The sequence below is a fragment of the Candidatus Borrelia undatumii genome, from assembly GCF_020882015.2.
In the GTDB taxonomy this organism is placed as follows: domain Bacteria; phylum Spirochaetota; class Spirochaetia; order Borreliales; family Borreliaceae; genus Borrelia.
In genome coordinates this window covers 470,479-492,493 of sequence record NZ_CP086555.2, presented here as the reverse complement: position 1 = coordinate 492,493, position 22,015 = coordinate 470,479, and the positions used below count along the sequence as shown (strand labels likewise).

Annotated in this window: 24 protein-coding genes, 4 tRNA genes and 1 other RNA gene; 8 read left to right on the top strand and 21 right to left on the bottom strand. The window is 33.0% G+C overall.

What is annotated here, in order from left to right:
- Window position 1 precedes the first annotated feature (1 nt).
- From LKV13_RS02385 to LKV13_RS02320, 14 genes are all read right to left on the bottom strand, one after another.
- Complete coding sequence (locus LKV13_RS02385) at window positions 2–826, bottom strand: YmdB family metallophosphoesterase (RefSeq protein WP_229089005.1); 825 nt, start codon at window positions 824–826, stop codon at window positions 2–4.
- A 247-nt stretch (window positions 827–1,073) separates the two neighbouring features.
- The gene (gene lspA / locus LKV13_RS02380; protein WP_229089004.1) at window positions 1,074–1,577 is read right to left on the bottom strand and encodes a signal peptidase II; all 504 of its coding nucleotides are present in this window, start codon (window positions 1,575–1,577) and stop codon (window positions 1,074–1,076) included.
- Window positions 1,578–1,586: 9 nt separating this feature from the next.
- Window positions 1,587–2,333 (bottom strand): Nif3-like dinuclear metal center hexameric protein, encoded by a 747-nt coding sequence (locus LKV13_RS02375; protein WP_229089698.1) that lies wholly within the window; start codon window positions 2,331–2,333, stop codon window positions 1,587–1,589.
- Window position 2,334: 1 nt separating this feature from the next.
- Window positions 2,335–3,024, bottom strand: a complete 690-nt coding sequence (pgeF, locus tag LKV13_RS02370) for a peptidoglycan editing factor PgeF (protein WP_229089003.1) — start codon at window positions 3,022–3,024, stop codon at window positions 2,335–2,337.
- Window positions 3,021–3,812 (bottom strand): LPS export ABC transporter ATP-binding protein, encoded by a 792-nt coding sequence (gene lptB / locus LKV13_RS02365; protein WP_229089696.1) that lies wholly within the window; start codon window positions 3,810–3,812, stop codon window positions 3,021–3,023. The genes pgeF and lptB overlap by 4 nt, the downstream gene beginning before the upstream one ends.
- Window positions 3,790–4,479: an LptA/OstA family protein gene (locus tag LKV13_RS02360; RefSeq protein WP_229089002.1), complete on the bottom strand. Its 690-nt coding sequence runs from the start codon at window positions 4,477–4,479 to the stop codon at window positions 3,790–3,792. The genes lptB and LKV13_RS02360 overlap by 23 nt, the downstream gene beginning before the upstream one ends.
- Window positions 4,476–5,006 (bottom strand): hypothetical protein, encoded by a 531-nt coding sequence (locus LKV13_RS02355; RefSeq protein WP_229089695.1) that lies wholly within the window; start codon window positions 5,004–5,006, stop codon window positions 4,476–4,478. Before LKV13_RS02355 ends, LKV13_RS02360 begins: the two co-directional genes overlap by 4 nt.
- A gap of 476 nt (window positions 5,007–5,482) precedes the next feature.
- Window positions 5,483–5,998 carry a nucleoside-diphosphate kinase gene (locus tag LKV13_RS02350; RefSeq protein ID WP_229089001.1) on the bottom strand — a complete coding sequence of 172 codons (516 nt, stop codon included), beginning with the start codon at window positions 5,996–5,998 and terminating at the stop codon, window positions 5,483–5,485.
- Window positions 5,999–6,280: 282 nt separating this feature from the next.
- Window positions 6,281–6,865 (bottom strand): recombination mediator RecR, encoded by a 585-nt coding sequence (gene recR / locus LKV13_RS02345; protein ID WP_229089000.1) that lies wholly within the window; start codon window positions 6,863–6,865, stop codon window positions 6,281–6,283.
- Window positions 6,866–6,868: 3 nt separating this feature from the next.
- A complete protein-coding gene (locus tag LKV13_RS02340; RefSeq protein WP_229088999.1) occupies window positions 6,869–7,168 on the bottom strand; it encodes a YbaB/EbfC family nucleoid-associated protein in 300 nt (99 codons plus the stop codon).
- Between the two features lie 3 nt (window positions 7,169–7,171).
- On the bottom strand, window positions 7,172–8,797 hold the full coding sequence (gene dnaX / locus LKV13_RS02335) for a DNA polymerase III subunit gamma/tau (protein WP_229089694.1): 1,626 nt from the start codon (window positions 8,795–8,797) through the stop codon (window positions 7,172–7,174).
- Between the two features lie 133 nt (window positions 8,798–8,930).
- Window positions 8,931–9,028, bottom strand: an RNA gene (ffs, locus tag LKV13_RS02330) — signal recognition particle sRNA small type.
- A 2-nt stretch (window positions 9,029–9,030) separates the two neighbouring features.
- Window positions 9,031–9,117, bottom strand: a tRNA-Ser gene (locus LKV13_RS02325).
- 15 nt (window positions 9,118–9,132) lie between these two features.
- Window positions 9,133–9,206: transfer RNA gene (locus LKV13_RS02320), tRNA-Arg, on the bottom strand.
- 123 nt (window positions 9,207–9,329) lie between these two features.
- On the opposite strand from LKV13_RS02320, the gene LKV13_RS02315 reads away from it, so the two are divergent.
- Entirely contained in the window at window positions 9,330–10,028 is a 699-nt protein-coding gene (locus LKV13_RS02315; protein WP_229088998.1) for a DUF3298 domain-containing protein, read from the top strand.
- Window positions 10,029–10,066: 38 nt separating this feature from the next.
- Here the strand turns inward: LKV13_RS02315 and LKV13_RS02310 are convergent.
- The 4 genes from LKV13_RS02310 to LKV13_RS02295 all read right to left on the bottom strand — a co-directional run bounded on the left by LKV13_RS02310 (window position 10,067) and on the right by LKV13_RS02295 (window position 13,191).
- Window positions 10,067–10,153, bottom strand: a tRNA-Ser gene (locus LKV13_RS02310).
- Window positions 10,154–10,220: 67 nt separating this feature from the next.
- A tRNA-Ser gene (locus LKV13_RS02305) sits at window positions 10,221–10,309 on the bottom strand.
- Between the two features lie 64 nt (window positions 10,310–10,373).
- A complete protein-coding gene (locus LKV13_RS02300) occupies window positions 10,374–11,681 on the bottom strand; it encodes a tetratricopeptide repeat protein (protein ID WP_229088997.1) in 1,308 nt (435 codons plus the stop codon).
- The gene (locus tag LKV13_RS02295) at window positions 11,674–13,191 is read right to left on the bottom strand and encodes a fibronectin type III domain-containing protein (RefSeq protein ID WP_229088996.1); all 1,518 of its coding nucleotides are present in this window, start codon (window positions 13,189–13,191) and stop codon (window positions 11,674–11,676) included. Before LKV13_RS02295 ends, LKV13_RS02300 begins: the two co-directional genes overlap by 8 nt.
- 116 nt (window positions 13,192–13,307) lie before the next feature.
- On the opposite strand from LKV13_RS02295, the gene uvrC reads away from it, so the two are divergent.
- Complete coding sequence (gene uvrC, locus LKV13_RS02290) at window positions 13,308–15,107, top strand: excinuclease ABC subunit UvrC (RefSeq protein ID WP_229088995.1); 1,800 nt, start codon at window positions 13,308–13,310, stop codon at window positions 15,105–15,107.
- 68 nt (window positions 15,108–15,175) lie between these two features.
- Here the strand turns inward: uvrC and LKV13_RS02285 are convergent, their stop codons facing one another.
- Window positions 15,176–15,832 carry a hypothetical protein gene (locus tag LKV13_RS02285; protein WP_229088994.1) on the bottom strand — a complete coding sequence of 219 codons (657 nt, stop codon included), beginning with the start codon at window positions 15,830–15,832 and terminating at the stop codon, window positions 15,176–15,178.
- 33 nt (window positions 15,833–15,865) lie between these two features.
- Window positions 15,866–16,855, bottom strand: coding sequence for a DNA polymerase III subunit delta (gene holA, locus LKV13_RS02280; RefSeq protein ID WP_229088993.1), 990 nt, complete (start codon window positions 16,853–16,855; stop codon window positions 15,866–15,868).
- Between the two features lie 59 nt (window positions 16,856–16,914).
- Between holA and LKV13_RS02275 the strand changes: the two genes are divergently transcribed.
- Entirely contained in the window at window positions 16,915–18,096 is a 1,182-nt protein-coding gene (locus LKV13_RS02275; protein WP_229088992.1) for a glycosyltransferase, read from the top strand.
- Here LKV13_RS02275 and LKV13_RS02270 read toward each other — a convergent pair.
- Entirely contained in the window at window positions 18,062–18,901 is an 840-nt protein-coding gene (locus tag LKV13_RS02270) for a mechanosensitive ion channel family protein (protein WP_229088991.1), read from the bottom strand. The genes LKV13_RS02275 and LKV13_RS02270 overlap by 35 nt on opposite strands.
- A gap of 168 nt (window positions 18,902–19,069) precedes the next feature.
- Between LKV13_RS02270 and LKV13_RS02265 the strand changes: the two genes are divergently transcribed.
- Genes LKV13_RS02265 through LKV13_RS02245 form a run of 5 tightly spaced genes read left to right on the top strand, consistent with a single transcriptional unit; the run spans window position 19,070 to window position 22,014 of the window.
- Window positions 19,070–19,648: a chromate transporter gene (locus LKV13_RS02265; protein ID WP_229088990.1), complete on the top strand. Its 579-nt coding sequence runs from the start codon at window positions 19,070–19,072 to the stop codon at window positions 19,646–19,648.
- 2 nt (window positions 19,649–19,650) lie between these two features.
- Entirely contained in the window at window positions 19,651–20,190 is a 540-nt protein-coding gene (locus LKV13_RS02260) for a chromate transporter (RefSeq protein WP_229088989.1), read from the top strand.
- Window positions 20,187–21,458 carry an RNA polymerase factor sigma-54 gene (rpoN, locus tag LKV13_RS02255; protein ID WP_255643247.1) on the top strand — a complete coding sequence of 424 codons (1,272 nt, stop codon included), beginning with the start codon at window positions 20,187–20,189 and terminating at the stop codon, window positions 21,456–21,458. The genes LKV13_RS02260 and rpoN overlap by 4 nt, the downstream gene beginning before the upstream one ends.
- Complete coding sequence (locus LKV13_RS02250) at window positions 21,433–21,729, top strand: HPF/RaiA family ribosome-associated protein (protein ID WP_229088987.1); 297 nt, start codon at window positions 21,433–21,435, stop codon at window positions 21,727–21,729. The genes rpoN and LKV13_RS02250 overlap by 26 nt, the downstream gene beginning before the upstream one ends.
- A gap of 6 nt (window positions 21,730–21,735) precedes the next feature.
- A complete protein-coding gene (locus LKV13_RS02245; RefSeq protein WP_229088986.1) occupies window positions 21,736–22,014 on the top strand; it encodes an HPr family phosphocarrier protein in 279 nt (92 codons plus the stop codon).
- Window position 22,015: the final 1 nt, after the last annotated feature.

Genomic DNA, 22,015 nt, shown 5'->3' with positions numbered 1-22,015 from the left:
ACTAAATATCATCATTCTGACCTCTTAAGCTGCCTTTAAAACTGATATATTCTCTTACATTCTCTACAAAAATAGCCTTGCCATCATCATTGATCTCAACTATAGCACCATTAAATCCAAGACCTTCCCAAGATTCAGTAAATCGGTTGTGCAGAAATCCTTTTAAGAATTTATCTATCTCAAGTTCAGGGACACAACCAATAACACTGTTTAGACTCCCAACCCTACCAAGATCAGTAATAATCGCAGTGTCATCCAGAATTCTAAGATCAGCTGTTAATATTCGCCTGCCAATACCAAAACAAACACTGACCCTAGATTTTAAATAAAAAAACATGGCATTCGTCTCAGCCGTAGTATTTGAATCAAAAAGCACGATTATATTATTTGTTTGTAACTTTATTTTTTCGCAAATATAATCAAAAGCAAAAAAAGGATTATTAAAGTTATATTTCGTAGTGCCCGTCTGCCCAACAAGCCTAATTACAGCAACTCTAACACCACTAACGTTGTAAATGAAGTAAGAGTAACCTTTCAACCTAGCAGGATAATTTAGAGGTTTTAAAATAAAACTATATTTATCAAGTTCATCTCCCAGTAAAGATCTTGCAAATGCATTCTCCCCTAAAGTTAGGACATCAACACCATACTTTCTTAACAAAAAAACATGTCGCTTACAAAGACCTCTAAATCCCGTAGTAAAATTATTGCCGGATATCACAAAATCAATTTTTTTATCCTTTTTAAAAGTGGACAAAAACTCTTTTATCACAACAATGCCAGGCTTACCCACAACCTCCCCAGCAATCAAAACTCGCAAAGCCACCAGAACCTCTTTCTCTTTATTTATCTAGATTGAAAAACTTAGAAATAATACTCTTTACAATAAAATTTGATAAAAAATAGCTTATGGTAATTGAAACAATAATCAACAGCAAAACCAAAAATAACTGAAAAAAAGGAGAAACAATAATGTTAAGTTTAGCAACAAAAAAAAACTCTAGAAAGAAAACCAAAAGCATCAAAGATAAATTAGTCAATGAACACAAAATAAAATATAAAATTTTCATGGATTAACACTTTCTATTTTTTATAAACAAATCACAAATCACAAACAAAACTATGCCTACTACAACATAACTGTCTGCAAAATTAAAAGTTGGCCATCTCTGCAGTCCAAAAATGCCAAAAAATTTTACATCTAGGAAATCCACAACTCCCAGGGGTCTAAATAGTCTATCAATAATATTCCCGATACCACCAGACAAAATCAATAAAAGTGAAATTCTAATTAAACCATTCCTCTCTCTTAAGGAAAAATAAAAAACAAAAATCAAAACAACAATGGGAAGCACGAGAAAAAACAAATTCTTTAAATTATCATCAATATTAGAACCTATTGAAAATAAAATCCCAGTATTCCTAACATGTATTATTTTAAAAAAATCTCCAAAAATAGATAAATACTCATCCCCAAGTTCAACATACCGAACAATCAAGTACTTAGATAATTGATCAAAAAAAACTAGAACGGAAATAAACAAGTAATTATTAGCCAATTTGTTTCTTACATTCATATAAAATCCTCATAAATTGGTGTCATTGTCAATGAATTTAAGCTGCAATTCTGCATAATTCCTAAAGTACTCCATTAATTTTATTAAGCCAAATGTCTCGGTGAAATAATGACCAGCAAATATCAAATTCACACCACACTCTTCAGCCAGAGAATATATTTGATGGGAGGTATCCCCTGTTACGAACAAATCAACAGCATACTCCAAGGCCTCCTCAAAAAAAGAATACCCAGAACCACTAACAATCGCCACCCTGTAAACATATTCCTTAAATTCTTTGTAATAAAGAAGACGTTTATTGTGCTTCTTAATCTCGTTAAGAATCTCAGAAAAATTAGTGTTAGCAACAGAAATAATACCCAGACTAGCTCCCTTATAATTTGCAAAAGGAATAGGATCTTTAAACCCAAAAAAATCGGAAAATGTCTTGCTATGAGAATAAATGGGATGGGCATCCATCGGTAAATGTATAGAATAAAGAGCTATGCCGTTATCGATAAGATACTTAACCTTTTCATACATTGCAGAAACAATTCTTTCAGACTTTGACCAAAAAATACCATGATGAGTTATTAAAAAATCACAACCCTTGGCCTCTTTTAGAACCATCATGCTTGCATCAACAGCAAAAGCAACCTTACTAACCCCAGCTTCCAAATTGCCCACCTGAAGACCATTAAGGCTTTTGTCAATATCCTTAAAATCCTTTACCCGAAATACCTCATCCAACTTGAATGATAAATCCTTAACTTTCAAGCTAAACTCTCCAAATTGCAGCATAACTCCTTCCACCTTTATGCTCTCTGTGAGAATAAAGATTTCGCTCACAATAAGTACAAAGCCCCGAATCTCTAATATCCAATTCAAAATTAGAAACTAGCCTTAAATTAAAACTGCCATTATCGAAGTACATTCTACCATTTCTACTACAAAAAGATAAATCCAACAACTTCCTACCAAATTTTGATTTTGCCTTTGCTAAAAACTCCGAAGAAATCTCATAACAACATGCCCTGTTATAAGGGCCAAATACAACCTTTAAATCCCCAAAATTTGATCCCATACTTTCAAACATAAGCAGCATTTTAAGAAAAATGAGTTTAAAACTACCCCTATATCCACTATGAATAAGTCCTATATATTTTTTAACACTATCAAAACAATATATTGGAAGACAATCTGCATAGTAGGCAAGCAGAGCAACGTTGTGGGAAGAAGAAACAAATCCATCCCCCTCTTGAAAATTAACAAAATCATCAAAAACCTTATAAACAATATTTGTATGTAGTTGTTTTAAATATTTTACTTTCTTGCTACTAGGAATAAAACATAGATTATAGTTATTAATGTTTTTAATATCCAAATCAAAAGGACGCTTAGTATAGATCAATTTAATGCTAGGGTCTAATTCAAACTCGTAATAAAGCTCCCTCTCAATTACTCTCACAATCTAAACTCTTCACCAAGGTAAAGCTTTTTAGCCTTTTCGCTGTTTATAATATAGGAGACATTACCCTCATCAAGCACCTGTCCTTGGTAAATAATATAAGCTCTGTCTATTATATCAAAAGCATCTCTTACATTGTGATCTGTAATTAACACACCAATATTTTTACTTTTTAAAACCCTTATTATGTCTTTTATATCACAAATAGCAATAGGATCAATACCTGCAAAAGGTTCATCAAGCAACAAAAAATACGGATTGACTGCCAGAGCCCTAGCTATCTCAGTTCTCCTCCTCTCCCCACCAGAAAGAGTATAGGCCTTTTGATGCCGTATTCTTTTTATCTCAAATTCGCTAAGAAGATTCATAAGCTCCATATTACGCTCAGCTTGAGATAGATCCTCTCTCCTCTCAAGCGCAACTAAAATATTGTCCTCTACTGTAAGCTCTCTGAAGATAGAAGGATCTTGTGGTAGATACACAATACCTATCCGAGCCCGCTCATACATATTAAGACCAGAAACATCATAATCGTTTATCAGCACACGCCCACTGTTAGATTTAATAAACCCCACAATAGTATAAAAGGTAGTGGTCTTCCCAGCGCCGTTTGGTCCAAGTAAACCCACAACCTCGCCGCGATGAATATCAATAGTAACACCACTAACAGCTACTTTTTCCCCATACTTCTTAACAATACTATCCGCCTTAAGGACAATATCATTAGCATGACCAACATCAAGTTTTTCCTTTACTGATTTTATTTTATTTCTTTTCCCTAGAAACATCTTCCTCTGTCTGAGTAAATTTACCCTCAACGCTCCCCTCAAGATTATATTTACTAGTCTCAGTGTTAAAAATTATTCTTGCCGCAGAATAATAATTATCATCTTGATAAATCACCGGAACACCCTCAAGGACAATTTCCTTTTTTTCTTTGTTATAAATTCCATTCTCAGCTCTTGCAAAAGTATCTCCTTTGTATATCTTAACAGAATACTGCATAACATAAACGTTTGACTTATGTCCCCCCTCTATTCTTTCAGCCTTAACAACAAGTTCATTCTCTAAATCTTCAAGCTCAACATCCCTTTGAAGATAAAAATTATCCAATTTTCTATTAAAGAATAAAAATTGCGCCTTAACATTCATTTTATTTTTATAATCTTCATAATAAACACTTCCACGAGCCTCAATATAAGAACTACCTTCTCCATAAATTTCAATCTCATCGGCCCTGAGTTTAAAATCAGACGAGATAACCTCAGGATTTCCCTTCAAAACTACTCTCCTATAAAGAGAGGACATGACCCCTTGGGAGAAATCTGCTTTGAAAGTAAAACTATTTTTCTTCTGTGAATTTTTTTCTACTTTAGTCTTTTCAGGTCTATTGTTACCTTGAGCATAACCACTGAACAAAGAAACGAAAAGCAAAAAAACAATGCAACTCTTCATCTTACCAATCCTTCCATACCGGAATAAAAATAAAAATGATTGTGATTTAAAAAGTATGAAAATCCTTTTCCTTTTATATTGCTATCATCAAATCTAATTAAAACTATTTCGTTTGGGGGTGAAAACATTTTCTTGTCGTTATCCCGCCATAAAAGCCTATTGGTATTAATCAAATAATAGTTGTTCACATCTTCTATTTTCAACTCCACAGAATCTTTCATATCTAGATTTTTAGTAATATGAGAGCCTTCTAATTTATTAAATTTACCTGAAATCTTATTATCTAAAGAATGATACAAAAAACGTCCATTCTTCACCTCATAAATTTTGTAATCATGAAAATAATTAAAACTCAAGGATTCTAGCACAGTTTGCTTCTTCCCGCCCACAATATTATGATAACTAATTCCCAATATCTGTATTGAAGGAGTTTTCTTAGCAGCCTCTGACCTACTGGAATACTCATCGTAATTAAAAGTACAGCCTACAAGAAGCAAAGATATTAAAAAGAAAGGAGGATCAAATATTTTCACATAAACACCCTGCACAAACTTACAAAGTCTCCTGTAGTCTCCTTAATGAAACAAGCAAATATTAAATTTTGAAACAACCCTCATTAACCAACTTAGGTAATCACATTTTACATCATTAAATCTAAAAAAAGCTCACAGACTTTTAAAGTATCAACACTTTCCTTGAAAATATCACCCTTTAAAAATTAGCTTTAGTCTGCTTATGAATTACAAAAAAATCACAAAATATTTCCCAAGGCCTACCATGAAGTTTATTTTATACCTAACAACTAGTTAAACTGAATTAAAATACCTTCTGTTGTTAATAACCCGTATACAACTTCGAACGAATCTTCATAGGATTAAAACTCTAAAATCGAAAGTCTAACGCTTTTCTCAAAACGAATTACAAAAAAATATCATCTTGAACAGATATCAGCAAATCATCTTGTTGATACCTCCTATTGTAGTTCCTTGCTCAATATGTCAAACTAAAAACAATCATAATAATGTTCAAGTTCATCGTCCCTTCTATAAGTTAAAATTTCATTTTCTTTAAACCAAATCGGTATTTCACGAATGGCATCCTCAATATTGGCTGAGGCATGGATAACATTGTAAATTGAAAATTTTTTTCCATTTGCGTAGTTAAAACTATGATAAGAAAAATCACCTCTTATTGTGCCAGGAGAAGCTGTTTTTGGCTCTGTAGAGCCACAAAGCTTTCTGGCAACCTCAATAGATTCAACACCTTCAACCACAAACGCAAAAACCGGAGAACTCGTTATAAAATCAATTAAAGACTTCCAAACAACTTTTCCATGTCTTGTAGCAATATCATCATACAAATAATGATCCTCTGCCATTTTTCTATCAACTAAAACCATCTTGGTGGCCACAATTTTTAGTCCCGCCCTCTCGAATCTAGTAAGCACACTACCAATCAAACCTCTTCTAACACCATCAGGCTTAACAACACACAAAGTCTTTTGTATTAAATTAGGCACGAAACCCTCCTCTATTTAGAATACAAATCAAGCTAATTGTAACTTATAATTAACTTCATTAATCAACATCTGCCTCAAAATACACAAATTACAAAAATTAATTACTAGGATAAAATAACACCCCCCTCCAATATTTCAATTAATAAGCCTTACAATAAAATAAACATCACATAAGTGAAATTCCTTAAAACTATAAATTAAAATGCCTAATTAGCATCAACCAATATTACACACATTAAACCCATAGAAGCACTAACACATCTAACAATAAATTACCAAACTTTATATCTTAAGTCTCAAACGAAACGCCCTAAGGGCAGTAATTTTATCTGAACTACTAATGCTTCCCCCAACAGGAAGGCCAGAAGCTATTCTTGTAACATTAATATCTAAATCTTTCAAAATGCTCTTAATATAGTTGGCCGTTACATCTCCTTCAATGCTAAATTCTGTAGCAACAACTACCTCTTGAGCTCCAAGTCTACTAACATATCCTGCCAGTTTATCAAGATTTAATTTACTAGGGCCAACATCTTTTAAAGGATTAAGATGCCCATGAAGCACAAAATAAAGTCCATCATACTCCCTAGTAGATTCAATAACTTCCAAGTCTTGTGGTGTCTCCACAACACAAACTAGACCCTTATTTCTATTTAAATCTGTACAAACATCACAAAATTCTTGTTCAGTAAAATTGTAACAATTCTTACATTTTCTTATACTAGAATGAAGATTAATTAAACTTTGTCCAAGATTTTGCGCATATTCATCACTACTAGATAAAATGTCATAAACCATCCGTATTGCAGTCTTCTTGCCTATACCCGGTAACTTGGAAATTAAATTAATTAAATCTTTTATAATCAAATCTTAAATCCCAAATGGAATAGAACCCATTGCCTTTGATTTTACCTCTTCCTTAACCTTAGAAATAGCATCATTGAAAGCCGCTTTCATCATATGTTCAAGAGCCTCATTGTCCAGATCACTAAAAAATTCTTCCTTAACTGTAACCTTTTTAACAAGAAACTCCCCATTCATCTCAACAATAACAACATCACTCCCTGCCCTACCATAGACAACAATCTGAGATATTTCCCTTTTAATATTATCAACATTATCCTTAAGGTTTGACATGTTTTTCAAAAAATCTAACGGACTACCCACCATACTTCACTCCTTCACCTCAATCGCTCCAAAGATGCCTTTAACTCTCATAACTTCATTTTCAAATCCATCATCAATATTCTTAAAATGACTCTGAAATACAACCCTTAATTTAGGAAACTCCTTGCAAAACTCAGACCTTATCTCACGTTGATAAGCCTGGAGCTGATTGTACTCAAAAAGACTAAAAATTTTATAATAAAGCACATCGTCCTCAATCACAATCTCACCCGAATACACCAAAGTTTGCACATATTTGGATACGAAATAAATAAATCTCTCCTTGATTTTATCACTCTCTTCTAACTTGTTAAAGTCATCTTCCTCCTCCATAAAAATCTCATCAATTGCATCAGAATCTAAATTTTCAGAAAGCTCCTCTTTAGAACCCGAAGAGATAGATCCACTTTTATCCAGTTCATCTTCTATTGAAGCAATATCCCCTGTTCCTAGCTTTAAGCCAATATCATCTACGCTAAGCCCATCCTCTAAACATACCCTGTCTTCAATGTCTTGTATTTGTTTAATTAAAACATGGTTCGGTATATAATCTTTAAGCCTGACTATTTTAATAAAGCAGATCTCAAGTTCATACTTGGGGTTTACCGAAAACTGTAAATCCCTATAAGTCTCAAGCAGTACACTAATACTCCTTTCAACATGATTTAAATCAAACTCCAATAACTTTTCTTTTAAACTCTCAGATTTAACCCCAATAAAGGCAATATTTTTAACATCTAACTTTAAAAACAATATTTCTCTAAAAAATTCAATCACATCAAGAAGGAACTGTTCACATGAAATCCCCGTCAAAAAAGACGTATCCAGAACATGAATCAGTTCCTTCAAATCCCCATTAAGAATACTTAATGCTAATTTTTCCAAAACTTCATCGCTAGACACACCCATCCTAGATTTTATCTGATCAAGTTTTATGTCAGAACTACTAAAGGCGACAATTTGATCAAAAAGAGTATAAGAATCTCTTACACTTCCTCCACTCTTATACGCAATCCATTTCAATGCTTCGTCCTCGTATTTAATATTATCTTCAAGACAAACCCGCTTCAGCATCTCATAAACCTTATTTAGGGGTAAAAGCCTAAAATTAAAATGTTGACACCTACTCTTTATTGTGTCGGGAAGTTTATGCACTTCTGTGGTAGCAAAAATAAAAACAATATAGCCAGGGGGCTCCTCAATTGTCTTTAAAAGAGCATTAAAAGCAGAGTTTGAAAGCATATGAACTTCATCGATAATGTAAACCCTATATTTTGAACTAGCGGGAGGAAACATTATTTCTTCTTTAATTTGCCTAACATCTTGCACAGAGGTATTCGAAGCACCATCAATTTCAACAACATCAAGGCTACTATCATTATCAATAGATTTACAACTTGTACATACCCCACAAGGAACAACCGTTGGACCTGTTTTACAATTCAGACATCTAGCAAAAGCCCTTGCAGAAGAAGTCTTGCCAACACCTCGTGGACCTGAAAATATATAAGCATTAGCTATCTTATTATTTTCTATTGAATGCTTTAAAGTCTCAGCAACAAAATCTTGTCCCTCAAGAGAATTAAAATCTTTAGGACGCCTCTTAACAGCAGTACCCCTTAAAGACATCATCTCATCTCTCCACACATAAACAAAAACCCCAATCAAACCCCAGATGCAACGGTATAACCCCCACCAAATAAAAAAGATCACTCTTCAAACAATACAAAGCACTAATCTAGAGAACATCACTCATTCGAGCAAAAAAACCCAAGACTTACGCACTCATCAAGAAATCACTTACCGCTGCTACCTTCCAGTCCTGACGGGATTGGGCAATCCTCAATAGTGCGGGTCCTAGGAACCGGAAAGAATGGGATTCGAACCCATGATACACTTACATGTATACACGCTTTCCAAGCGCGCGCCTTCAGCCACTCAGCCATCTCTCCAAATTTGGCAACTTCCGTGCCCAAGAGGACTTGAACCTCTGACCTTCAGAACCGCAATCTAACGCTCTATCCAGCTGAGCTATGGGCACAATAAATATTAAGTTTATTGTAATAAAAAACATTATTTATTACAATAAACTTAACTCACAAAGTACAGTTAATATCTTTGGTGCGAAAGGAGTGGAAACGGTTGTTTGTGAAAGGAGAAACAAATGACGTTTAAATTTTCAGCTACTTGGAAGGTGGTGGCAATGCTTTTGCTACTTGCGTCTTGCTCAAAATCTGAAAAAGAAACAGAAGAAGATGAAATCAATATTGAAACAAAAGTAATGAAAGAAACCGGAACTTATCAAAACGGCAGTATTTTTCACATAGATGCCCAAATTCCAATTTTATCAGGGCTAGATCTTGGACTTGAAAATCTTATAAAAGAGTGGAAAGTCTATAATGAAACCGAAAGATTAGGAGAAAAAATCCCAGAAGAATATAAGCATGAATATTTTTATCATTCTGGGTTTGAGATATTTAAAAATGAAGACCTTCAAATTATATCAATTCTATACTCACAATACACGATAGAACGAGGTGCTGCAAATGGAGTTACAACATACTCTCCCATTAATCTAAAGGGAAAGAAAATAATAGAAATATCGGACATAATTTCAAAAGATCAGCTAGACTCTCTGATACAAGTATTGAAAGAACAGGTGAAGAAAGAAGTTAAAAAATTCAGCAATGACAACATTAACCATACTGCCTTTGAAAACAATTTTGAAGAAATCTTCAAAAAGCACAAACATTACTTTAAGGACAACAACGTGATATTCTTCTACGACCCGCTTACGATAGGGGATCATGCAAGCGGAAAGATCGAGTTCACATTCCCAGTCAACAGGAACACGGAAAGCTAGACAGCCAATCCCAACTCACTAAATCCCACAACCAACCACGGAGAGGGTGAGATTCGAACTCACGGTAGGCTTACACCCACGACGGTTTTCAAGACCGTAGCATTCAACCACTCTGCCACCTCTCCAAATCACTACAATTCTATTAAATCAAAGAAACTCCTGTCAAGATAAATGTCTAGCAAGAACCCCCTACGGAGAGAATGGGATTCGAACCCATGGTCCCCTTTTAAAAGGACAACTTCTTAGCAGGAAGCCCCATTCGGCCACTCTGGCATCTCTCCTCACACACTAGTAAATAGTATATTAGACAAATAACATTGTCAACAAACAAAGTAAATGCTCAAACTAATAATTGATCCTAAAATCCCTATAAGCATCGATTAAATCCCTAATTTCTCTAACTGAAACATCGATATTAATATTCCTAAGCTCGTTTGACAAAACCTCTTTAGTAATAGAAACTTCATTACTATTAGCCCTGAGCTCAATGTGCTCATTTTTAACCTTCCAAATATATGGACAAATCCTGATATCATAATCAAATACAAAAACAGGATCTTTTAAGTTTAAAGAATTATCAACAAAAAACAAATATTCTAATACCCAATTTCCCCTTAAAAATATTGCAAGCTCCTCCAAAAGTTCTTCAATTAAAACATCCTCCCTAGACTCAAGCAACTTTAAGAAGTCAGAATAAGTATCTGGCTTAAGTTCGCAAAGCCTTTTCATATAGAAATATGCATCCTCAAGATCACGATTCCTCAAAAAGAATAAAAAAGCATAAAAACAAACCAAATCCATACCAGGATAATCTAGAACCATTCTTTCGATTGCTTTTTTAGGAGAAAAGTCTAAAAGCTCTATTGTAGCTATATGCATATTGTATATCGTATAAATATTGGGAAAACTCAAGATAGCTCTTACATAAGATTTAGTAGCCTGTGTCATGCTTCCTATTTTATGCAAAACAGTGGCTCTATTGTGCCAAATATATCTAGAATAATTGGAGTCAGTTAAAAATCTCTCAGAAAGCTTAACCGAATTACTTATCTCTCCTATAGTGTAGAGGTAGTAGATCAAATAGTTGACAACGAAGGCGAGGTTAGCCTCAGAAAAGCTATCATCTATTTCTAAAGGCCTTGCAACATCAAGAGCAAAGTTATTCTTCAAAAGCCAACTATTCAATTTAACAAGAGGATTATCCTTGTCTATATCAATGGCCATACTAATGTTACGACTAGCGTCCTCTCTTCTGTTTAACATCTCAAGCAAAACGGCAGCATTATTAGCAGCCTGAATAAGACTTGAGTTTTGCTCACCCGCCCTTAAAAAACAATCCAAAGAATTTTCATATTCTCTTAGTCCAAAATAAAAAACACCAAGATTATAATTTTCAAAATAACTTAATTCATCTCTCCCGCCCTCAAACTTACCATAATTTAAAAGCTTAACTAAAAATCTACACTCACTCAAAATAGGATAAACATCCAAAATATACAAAAGCGCCTTATAATCCTTAAGCCTAAAATAAATCAGAGCCTTAAGGGAAAGAGAATCAAAATTATCGTCAAAAACATCCAAATTTAGAAGAGCATTCTTAAAATCGCCTTTCTTGTAAAGCTCTAACGCTTTTTCAAAATCTCCATTACTCATATTTTTTAAATATCTCCATGGGTCTTACTGAAATCTCTTTCGAAAACGAAGCTTCGTTTACACCCTTATCCAAACCATAAGAAGCAACACTAATATAGTAAAGCCTTCCATCCTCAAGACCCGTAATTTTGAAAGAAGTATTATTGCCCACATCAATAGGAGATGACAACACGCCTCCAGATTTGACATAATAGTTACCGGGACTAACTCCAATGTAAACGTAATAACCCATAATGTTACTATTAATGACAGGAACCCACTCAAGTAACACCTCTCCTGAACCTGGAATGGCTTTTGTTATTACAGGCGGAAAGGGCGCCACCTCAGGTATATAGGTAATCATCATACTATAAAGAGCCGGACTGTCTAAAGGATTACCATTTGGATAAAATTCAACCTTAATTTGTATGTATTTTGATACATTAGAATCAGGAAATCCGACAATAGGATCAAAATGAATCCAATCCCCCTCCAAATTTTTCCTTATCTCTCCACTTTCATTCGCTCCATAAAACACCTTATTATCTAGCCTATAATAATAAACAATCTCTGTATCTTTGGGTTTCGTACTATCAAAGTCAATAGAGATAATTTGAGAATAATCCTTGGACAGCTTAATTGGCTCGGTAATGATATAGCCCTTACTTCTTGAGAAAAAAGCATTGCCTACTTCCTCAAAACTTTTGTGAATTTCAAAATTTTCAATCGCTCCCGTGAAATACTGTCCCAAATTAAAATCGACAAAATTACCAATATTTAACAAATAACCAGATCCCTCTCTTCGATCGCTGGTAATATACTCTATAGCCTGTGGTCTGGAGTCTATCAAATATTCAAGCAACCCCTCCTTCTGCCTATACCTTATTGTATGCAAATGCCACTCTTTCGGAACAAAATCGTCATCGCTTTTTATTTTAACCTTGATGGGATCCCCTTTTTCATTCAAAAACACATTGTTAAAGCTCCAAACAAAAGCCCCTCCTTCACTCTCCAATCGGATAGCTTGGTCTAACCAAGTGTTCTTAATATTTTTATACCCATTCCAATTCACAACAATCTCTCCAGTAACAGAAGTGGTACGGTACAACCAAAATTGAATAGTAAAATCAGAAATTACATTGCCTGAATAAAAAAAAGCCTTCCTCGTTAGCGGCTTAAGCTTAACGGTATTTCTACCCGAATAAAAAATTAAAGAACTACCTGAAATATTGTGAAAAGAATTTGAAATCTTCGCCTTATTTGAATCAACAAAATAATTTAAAGAGTTATCTTTAAGAAGATTACCCTCCTCAATTTCTAACCTCAAATCAACGCTACTAGAATCCAAAGCACCCTTGTGTCTATCCAAATAAATCCCAATAATACCCCTATTATCCTTCTCAAAGCTGACATTATGAGATTCTTGAATGAACTTAAATCCATCTTTTGAATCAAGAACTAACTTAAGCTCCTGTGGGAAAACACCACGAGCACACACAAAAAACAGCAAAAATGCAAAAACTAATCTCATTACGAACCTTCAGCTCTCCAAACAAAAAACAGCGCACTCATCATTACTCAAATATGGTATATTCATTATATCATAAAAGTAGAAATGACTGTTTTAACAGTCAATGGTAAAACAACATGAGTGAACGCTTACAGGGTTTGTATCAAAAAGTACAAGAATTTCCAACTACCAGCGGATGCTATAAGATGTACTCTGCATCTGGCAGAATATTGTACATTGGGAAAGCAAAAAATTTAAGATCAAGAGTAAAGAGTTATTTTCTGGAAAGAACTGGACACAGAACAAAAGTATTAATGAAAAATGTAGAGAGAATAGAAATAATTACTACAAATAGTGAGTATGAGGCTCTTCTTTTAGAATGCAATTTAATAAAAGAGCATAAGCCAGACTATAACATTAAACTAAAGGACGATAAGGGATATCCCATGATAAGAATAACTCGCGAAAAGTATCCAAGAGTCTTTAAAACTAGAAAAATAATAAATGACAGAAGTGAATATTTTGGACCATACGTTAATGCAAAAAATTTGGATTTAGCACTAGGCCTCATTAACAAAACATTTAAAACTAGAAAATGCAAAAGTAGATCAAACACTCCATGTTTTTACTTTCATATGGGTCAATGCCTCGGAGTGTGCTACAGAGATGATCTTGAAGAAGAGTATAAAAAGGAAATAGACAAGATAAGATCTGTACTAAATGGGAACATATCTGAACTTTTAGATGAAATTGAAAAAAAAATGAAAGAGGTAATTAAAAAAGAAGATTTTGAGCAAGCAATAAAATTAAAAGAAACCAAAAAATCGTTAATAGAGATAAATCAAACTCAAATAATTACAAAACTTAACAAGTTAAGTGCAGATTATGTATACATCTATAAATCCGATATGATAAATATCGTCGTAATACTTAAATATAGAAACGGAAAATTAGTAGAAAAAGACATCAATTTTGACGAGAGCATATATGAAGAGGATGAGCTAATAGTAGAGTTTTTGGTTCAATATTACACAGCCGTGAATATGATAGTACCTGATAAAATATACGTCTTTAAAGATATTGAAACTAAAAATATCACTAAACTAATAAATGAACTTAAAAACACACAAACTGAAATAATTTATGAAGAATCTGAAAATACCATCAAGATAATGGAAATGGCAATTTCTAATGCAGAAATCGCACTAAGGGAGTATGACAACGAGAAGCATAAAGCATTAGAAAGCCTGAGAATTACTCTTGAAATGACAAAACTTCCAAAAAAAATTGAAGGATTTGACATTTCTCACATTAGTGGACACAAGACAGTAGCATCTTTGGTCACTTTTACAATGGGGAAACCCTTTAAAAGCGGATACAGAGTTTATAAAATAAACTCGTTAAATAACGGAGAAATTGATGATTTTAAGGCAATAAAAGAAGTTGTATCAAGAAGATATTCAAAGCTAATCAATGAAAACCTAGAGCTTCCCGATCTAATTTTAATAGATGGAGGAAAAGGGCAATTAAGTTCTGCTTACTCCATTTTAAAAGGTTTGAAAATTGAAAACAAGGTGGCCATTTGTGCACTAGCAAAAAGAGAAGAGACAATATTTGTACCAAACAAGACACAAGGTATTAACCTTGCAGAGGGAGATCCTGCTCTTAAGATATTACAAAATGTTCGAGACGAAGCACACAGGCGAGCAAGCAGATTTAATAGCAAGATTTACGGAAAGATAAAGCTAAATTACAGCGATATAGAAGGAATAGGTGAAAAGTTTGCAAAAAATATTTTAAAAAAACTTGGCACGTATGAAGATATTCTTCCTTTAAGCGAAAATGAAATAGCTGAAAAGATGAACATCAACGTTGATCTTGCAAAAAAGATAAAAAAATTTTCAGAAAAGAAACACTTTGAAAGTATGGACTCATAAAACAATCTTTCCTATTTTAAGGACTTGCATAAGGTTCTATTATCAATATTGAGGCTCCATTTTCTTCCTCAGGAGTTTTCATTGCGTCCAACTGAGAGATTTTGGAATATCCCCGGAGATAATTTTAAAAAAAGTTCGTCAAAAAGCTTATTCCTATCGGACACAGTCAACTCTTCCCCCGATAAGTCTATTTTATACTCACCAGACTCTGTTTTGATAAGATTAAATGTATGTAAAACTGAAATGTAATCCAATTCACTTAAATCGTTTATAACATCATTTACTACTTTTTCAAATAAAATTTTACGCTCATGAATTAAAAGATTTTTTATATTCCCCAATTCTAATTCCGATTCTTTAAGCTTATTTAAAAATTTCTCCATACCATTTTTAAATTTAATATTTCTAATCTCAACCTCAAATTTAACTGCATCCGAAACGACGGCTCTACTCTTAATTACATATTTCATATGATTAAAAAACAACGGATAAAGAATAAAATCACTCCCTGCCTCTTTCTTAAGGCCAGTAATCCTTGCGACCATATCATCATCATTGGCAATATTAAAAAACCCATAAAACTTCTCAGGATTATTTTGAAAATCTTTAACAGAATCCAAGAATTCCACTAACACAATCCCCGCAGTATCACTCCTTGAGGCGCAAGAGATTAAAAAACAAATGAATAAAGTTAGAAATTTAAATTTACTTCGCTCAAAAGCCAAATCATATCCTTTCAATTTAAAATCAAAAATTATTTAAAAATTATACTTAAATTTAGAAGAAAAATTATTAAGAATGGTTTCCTCTTGTCTTAATAGTATACAAACCATAAAGTATGCTAGATTCAAATGTAAATTCTTACTATAAATCCTCGAATATAAATCAAACTTATGAAATACCTTTAAAATAAATTTGATATCAAAATATGAATAATTTTTAAGTCCCGTCTTATAAATTCCCTCCAGTGAGGCAAATATTTTGTGTTTTTTAAAAACAGATGAAATGCTAACAGAACCTTGGAAATCTACTTTTATCTTTAAAAGTTTCCTAAATTGCCAACCAAGGCTCATTAATACACTAACAAAATCTTCTCCCTGATCCAGGATAGACTTCATCTTGATTAAAGAACTCTCCATTTCTCTTTTTAAAAGAGACTCAAACAGGGAAAAAGAATTCTCCGGCCTTATATACCCTATCCAAGACTTCACATCACTCTCGTTAATGGTCCTGTCTTTAACAAGAAGAGAAAGGGAATTTATATAAAATTTCAAGGTTTTGGTATCCGAATCTAGCATGAAAAGCATCAGGTTTATGGCTTTATCTGTGACTTTCATGCCAAGTTCAAAAAAAGTTTTCTTAACAAATAAAAACCTATCGGAATTGGATAATTCATAAAAAGTTTTCTTAATCAACCTCAAAGAATCCTTGGGATCAAAGCTGATTGAATTTTCGTCGGAAACAAGAATAACAGTTTTATTTAAAGATTTTTCAATGGTACTATAAATTAATCCCAGCTCCTTCTTGTTCTTCAAACTCTCAGCCTCATAAACAATAAAAACTTCTTCCCTAGCAAAAAAAGAATTGGTTGAAAGTAACTCAGAAAGCTCAACCGAAGACAAATCCGACAGAAAAATTTTACTCACCAACAAATCACTGTGCAAGGCACCAAGCTTACTTAAAATACCATTTAGATAGACCTCTTTTAGTCCCTGCTCTTTACCCAACAATAAATAAACCTCTCGCATTTAAGCAATATTATAATTCAACTGCCAAATATATTATACTTTAACCACTGAGACGAAGCATGAGAATCGCAATATTTACAGACACATATCTTCCAGATAAAAACGGAGTCGCAACATCCGTAAGGCAAATTAAGGAAGGTTTTGAAAAAAAAGGGCATACTGTTTACATTTTTTGTCCAAATTCCAGAAGAGAGATTTTAGGAGAAAACAACGTTTACCGTTGTTTATCAATAAAGCTTAACCACAAGGTAGATGCCAGAATAGCGTTTCCAAATAAATCAAGAATAAGAAAGATAATATGCAAATATCAACCTGAAATAATTCATACACACTCCGAGTTCACTATGGGCAAGATTGGAAAAAGATTGGCTTTGGAGCTTAACATTCCAATAGTTCATACAAATCACACAATGTGGGATTTCTATCTACATTACCTAGGGATATTAAAATATTTAACCAATCCAGACAAAATAATGAAAAAATTTTACGACCAAATACATCATTTTATCTATCCATCAATTAAGGCAAAGGACAAATATTTTAAACTTTCAAAGCAATCAGATTACAAAATCATTCCAAATGGGGTCGACAGGGATCTTTTTATAAAACAGATAGATAAGTCAAGAGAAAAAGAAATTTTAAGCAAATATGGGATAATCGAAAATGATAGGGTCATAGTGTTTGTTGGCAGATTAAACAAAGAGAAAAACATCCACTTACTAATAGAACACTTAAAGGATTTTTTAGTTGACAATAAAAATTATAAATTAATTCTTATAGGGAAGGGGCGAGAAGAGAGCGCAATAAAGCGTTTCAGACAGAAATTTGGACTTGAAAAACAAATAATACTGATTGGAACAATTCCGTGGGAGGAGATGTATTATTACTACAGAGCCTCTGATGTCTTTGCAAGTCTATCAAGAAGTGAGGTGTATCCAATGACAGTAATTGAAGCTTTGACCGCTGGTGCGCCCGCCGTACTTATTAACGACGTAATATATAAAGATGTAATCTTGCAGGGTAAAAATGGCTTCCTAATAGATAATTATGGGGATATACACAAATATATTGACGAAATAACAGGGGATGAGGAGAAATTAAGGGCTTTTAAAAAGAATACAGAAGAAACTTCTCCCGCTTTTTCAAGTCTATTCTTCATAGAAAGAATTGAAGAATATTATTCCGAAATAATTAAGAATCACGCTACTAATGCAATTTGTAAAAATCGACAATGTGAATAGGAAATTTTATTCCCATATTTGCTAATACGTCCTTAATGTTTTCTGCTATGAAGTACTGAAAATCCCAAAAAAACTCCGTATTTACAAAACATCTTATCTGCATGACTATGTAGTAAGGTGTGTAGCTTTCCACAACAACACTAGGACTATCAATGCCATACTGTTCTTTATTCAATGAAAACGCCAGGTTTTCCATCTTATCCTTAAGCAGCCCAATATCTGTATCATAGGGAACTTGAAAGCTTAAAGAAACTCTTCTTTTAGGGTTTGTGGAAAAGTTAATAACTGATGTGTTTGTAAATTTACTATTTGGAGCCTTTACAACCCTGCCATCTACAGTCTTAAGTGTAGTGAAGAATATCTGAACATCATCTACTTGCCCCTCAAAATCATCACATTTAATGTAATCCCCAATTTTAAAGAAATTAGAGTTTAGAACAACTAAACCACTAACAAAATTGGACAAAATCCCTTGAGCAGCAAGCCCAATTGCAATGCTTAAAGACCCAAATACAGCAAAAATAGAAGTTGTGGGAAACCCGAGATAAGGCAAAATTATCAAAATTAACACCATATCCACCATTACGCTAAACAAAGACTTTAAAAAGTTGAAAATAGTAGAGTCCAGCTTTGTCTCTAACCTTGATTTTTTTAAAGTTCCAAAAAATAGCTTACTCAAATTCTTAATAAATACCCTTAAACAATACCATACAAAAACTGCTACAAGGATTTTAAAACCATAACCTATTATCGTTTCAAGCATTTTATTGACGTAATCTTGAAAGACAAATATCTCTTTAACCACATTCGACACCTTTAGTTGGTCACTCATAAGCCAGTGAATTATATCATATAAAACCACACAAAATAAAATTGCAATATCCACCTAAAACACTTAAACCGACAAACAATCCATTTAACCGTGATATAATTACACCCTATATGCCGGCTGTTAAGTTTAAAAAATGGATATATGACTAAACCAAAAGAAGAATCATATGGTTTATTTAGATTATTTTGTCTCGTGTTTAAAATAACAACGCTTACCATTGGGGGGGGGTTGCTGATAATATCTGAGCTTAAAAAGGCAATTGTGAATGACAAAAAATTAATATCTGAAAAAGAGTTTAATGATATACTTGCTACATCTAACGTAGTTCCCGGCGTTACTGCAATCAATTTTGCATTCTTAATTGGCAAAAAACTTAAAGGCTCCAAGGGAGCAATTTTATTAACTATTGCTGGAATCTTGCCTTCCATAATCGTAATCACAATGCTAGCACTTTATGTGAATCTGGATTCACATAACATTTATTTAAAAAAATTCCTTGAAGGCGCAAAAATATCGTCAACCATAATAATGTCAATGGTCATGCTCGAATTCTCAAAAAAAATGCTGAAGAAATCAATAACCAAATGGATAATATGCTTCGGGATAACATGCACAGTATATAAATTTAAAATAGACCTATCATACATACTACTGGTGTTTTTCTTAATATACTTTGCGAAATACACAATAAAAAAAAGATTTTTTCAAGAAAAGGCGTAGACTTGACTTTGGTAAATTTATTTATCACCTTCTTTAAAATAGGAATTTTAAATTTCGGTGGTGGCAATGGAATTACGGCAATAATTAATAAGGAAATAATTGCTAATAAGGAATGGATAACAAAAGAAGAATTTATAAATATTATTACAATATCTAGAATTACTCCCGGACCCATTGCTACCAATATAGCAACATATGTGGGTGCAAAAATCGCTGGTGTTAGTGGCGCTGTCGTTGCTACAATGGCTCTAATCACCGCACCATTATTAATCATTGTCTTTATAACACTAGTACTACACAGGATAAGTTTCTTGACGTATTATCTTGAGAGCTTAAGGCCTGTAATCATAGCATTATGGCTGATTACCATAATCATTTTACTTGAAAGTATATTTGTAAAAATAAGTGTCAGTAGTACAGAAATTTTAAAAAGTTTTTCACTTGCAGCACTAAATCTAATTATTCTATTACGTTATAAAAAAATTAGTCCTGCAATACTGATAATATCTAGCGGAGTACTATATATTTTTATGTATAGATGATTAAGCAAACCCTGCGACTCGCACAAAAAATGCATATAACCCAAATAAATACAATCAGAATGCTCAGTCTTGATACAAAAGATTTGGCTCAGATTATATTAAACGAAGTTGAAAATAACGAATACCTTCAAGTGGATTCAAATCAGATATTTTTTGAAGCACTTAAAACCCACAAATTTAGAAAACTCTTCTATAAAGAAGATGAGGGTTCTAAAACCCAATATGAAATTGCATTAGAGAAAAAGGCAATTCAACCCTCCCTTAAAGAACACCTTTTATTTCAGCTAAGAATTCAAAAGTTGAGTAGAGACGAGATTAAAATGGGAGAAACAATAATAAATAATCTAGACAACAAAGGATTCCATATAATAAACCCCTATGAATTATTTAAAAAAGAAGATTGGATCCAAGTCGCTCAAATAATTGAAATAATTCAACAATTTGATCCAATAGGAATTTGTGTATTTAACATAGTAGAGTCATTAATACTACAAGCAAAACACCACAAATTAGACGAAAACGTAATTAAAATTCTTGAAAGAGCAGATTTACTTGATAATACTCAAGAAAAAATAAAAGAAGAACTTAAAATAGATACTGAAGCTTTCAATCAGGCACTTAAAACAATTAAAATCACCCTTAATCCTAATCCAACACTTGAGTTTGAAGACATAAAAGACACAAACCATTATATTGAACCTGATATCATCATAATAAATAAGGACAATAAACTTAAGATAAAAATTAAAGAAGTAAACGTTTTTAAAAAAGAATTAAGAAAACCAGAGGTTAAAGACTTAAAAAAATACAAACAGGCAAAATGGCTGATTGAATCTTTAAGATACAGAGACGAGGTGCTAGCCAAAGTAGCAATAGCCATATACACGCTTCAAAAAGAATTTTTCCGAAGAGGGTTTAAGAGTCTAAGGCCGATGAAATTGGCTGACATATCTGAAAAAATCAACCTGTCAAAATCAACGATATCAAGAACAATAAAGAATAAATACTTAAAGTTCGATTGGGGCATAATCGCTGTTAGAAAATTATTTAACTCAGTGGGGGGCGCAAAAACAAATGAATTTTCAAAATTAAGTATTAAATTAGTAATGAAAGGAATTTTGGCCGAAAACAAAAAGATGTCTGATAGTGGAATTTCTGATATACTGAAATCCAAGGGGATCTCTATTTCAAGAAGGACTGTAAATAAATACAGAAATGAGTTAAAACTTGAGGGGGAAGGTTATGGAACCAAAAATACAAGCTATTAACTATCACCTAAGTGCTGCTACAGAGGATTTTATTTTAAAAAAATTGGGCAGGATTGGAACGCATATTAAACAAAACTCGGAAAGTCTGAAAATTACAATAAAAAAAGAAAACGATATTTTTGACATAGATGCCCATCTTCATTTTAACTGGGGCAAAATAATCCACATTAAAGAAAAGGGCAAGGAATTATATCAACTAATAGAGAGCCTAATGGATAGGCTTCAAAACACGGCAAACAAAGAAAAAAGTAAAAAAGAAAATAATAAGTAAAATTAAATGCAAACAGTAGAAATCGAGATAACCAACAAAGAAGGCATTCATTCAAGGCCGTCTAGTATGATTTCCTTGCTTGCAAGTAAATATCCTTCCTGTGATGTAAGGTTAACTACAAAAGACGGTAGGCAGGCTGACGCTAAATCTACGATTGAAGTCATCATACTTGGAGTAATATATAGGGAAAAAATAACCATCATGGCAAATGGAAAAGGAGAAAACGAGGTTATTGAAAGCCTATCAAAACTGTTAAAATCAAATTTTAAAGAAGAGATTAAATAAT

What these genes read in the sequence shown, in the direction of transcription:
- LKV13_RS02300 (WP_229088997.1), bottom strand. Translation starts at nt 11,681, where the DNA reads ATGAGTAATGGAGATTTTGAAAAAGCGTTAGAGCTTTACAAGAAAGGC.
- LKV13_RS02245 (WP_229088986.1), top strand. Translation starts at nt 21,736, where the DNA reads ATGCAAACAGTAGAAATCGAGATAACCAACAAAGAAGGCATTCATTCA.
- LKV13_RS02250 (WP_229088987.1), top strand. Translation starts at nt 21,433, where the DNA reads ATGGAACCAAAAATACAAGCTATTAACTATCACCTAAGTGCTGCTACA.
- LKV13_RS02275 (WP_229088992.1), top strand. Translation starts at nt 16,915, where the DNA reads ATGAGAATCGCAATATTTACAGACACATATCTTCCAGATAAAAACGGA.
- LKV13_RS02265 (WP_229088990.1), top strand. Translation starts at nt 19,070, where the DNA reads ATGACTAAACCAAAAGAAGAATCATATGGTTTATTTAGATTATTTTGT.
- lptB (WP_229089696.1), bottom strand. Translation starts at nt 3,812, where the DNA reads ATGTTTCTAGGGAAAAGAAATAAAATAAAATCAGTAAAGGAAAAACTT.
- holA (WP_229088993.1), bottom strand. Translation starts at nt 16,855, where the DNA reads ATGCGAGAGGTTTATTTATTGTTGGGTAAAGAGCAGGGACTAAAAGAG.
- LKV13_RS02315 (WP_229088998.1), top strand. Translation starts at nt 9,330, where the DNA reads ATGACGTTTAAATTTTCAGCTACTTGGAAGGTGGTGGCAATGCTTTTG.
- rpoN (WP_255643247.1), top strand. Translation starts at nt 20,187, where the DNA reads ATGATTAAGCAAACCCTGCGACTCGCACAAAAAATGCATATAACCCAA.
- LKV13_RS02360 (WP_229089002.1), bottom strand. Translation starts at nt 4,479, where the DNA reads ATGAAGAGTTGCATTGTTTTTTTGCTTTTCGTTTCTTTGTTCAGTGGT.
- LKV13_RS02340 (WP_229088999.1), bottom strand. Translation starts at nt 7,168, where the DNA reads ATGGTGGGTAGTCCGTTAGATTTTTTGAAAAACATGTCAAACCTTAAG.
- dnaX (WP_229089694.1), bottom strand. Translation starts at nt 8,797, where the DNA reads ATGATGTCTTTAAGGGGTACTGCTGTTAAGAGGCGTCCTAAAGATTTT.
- lspA (WP_229089004.1), bottom strand. Translation starts at nt 1,577, where the DNA reads ATGAATGTAAGAAACAAATTGGCTAATAATTACTTGTTTATTTCCGTT.
- LKV13_RS02295 (WP_229088996.1), bottom strand. Translation starts at nt 13,191, where the DNA reads ATGAGATTAGTTTTTGCATTTTTGCTGTTTTTTGTGTGTGCTCGTGGT.
- uvrC (WP_229088995.1), top strand. Translation starts at nt 13,308, where the DNA reads ATGAGTGAACGCTTACAGGGTTTGTATCAAAAAGTACAAGAATTTCCA.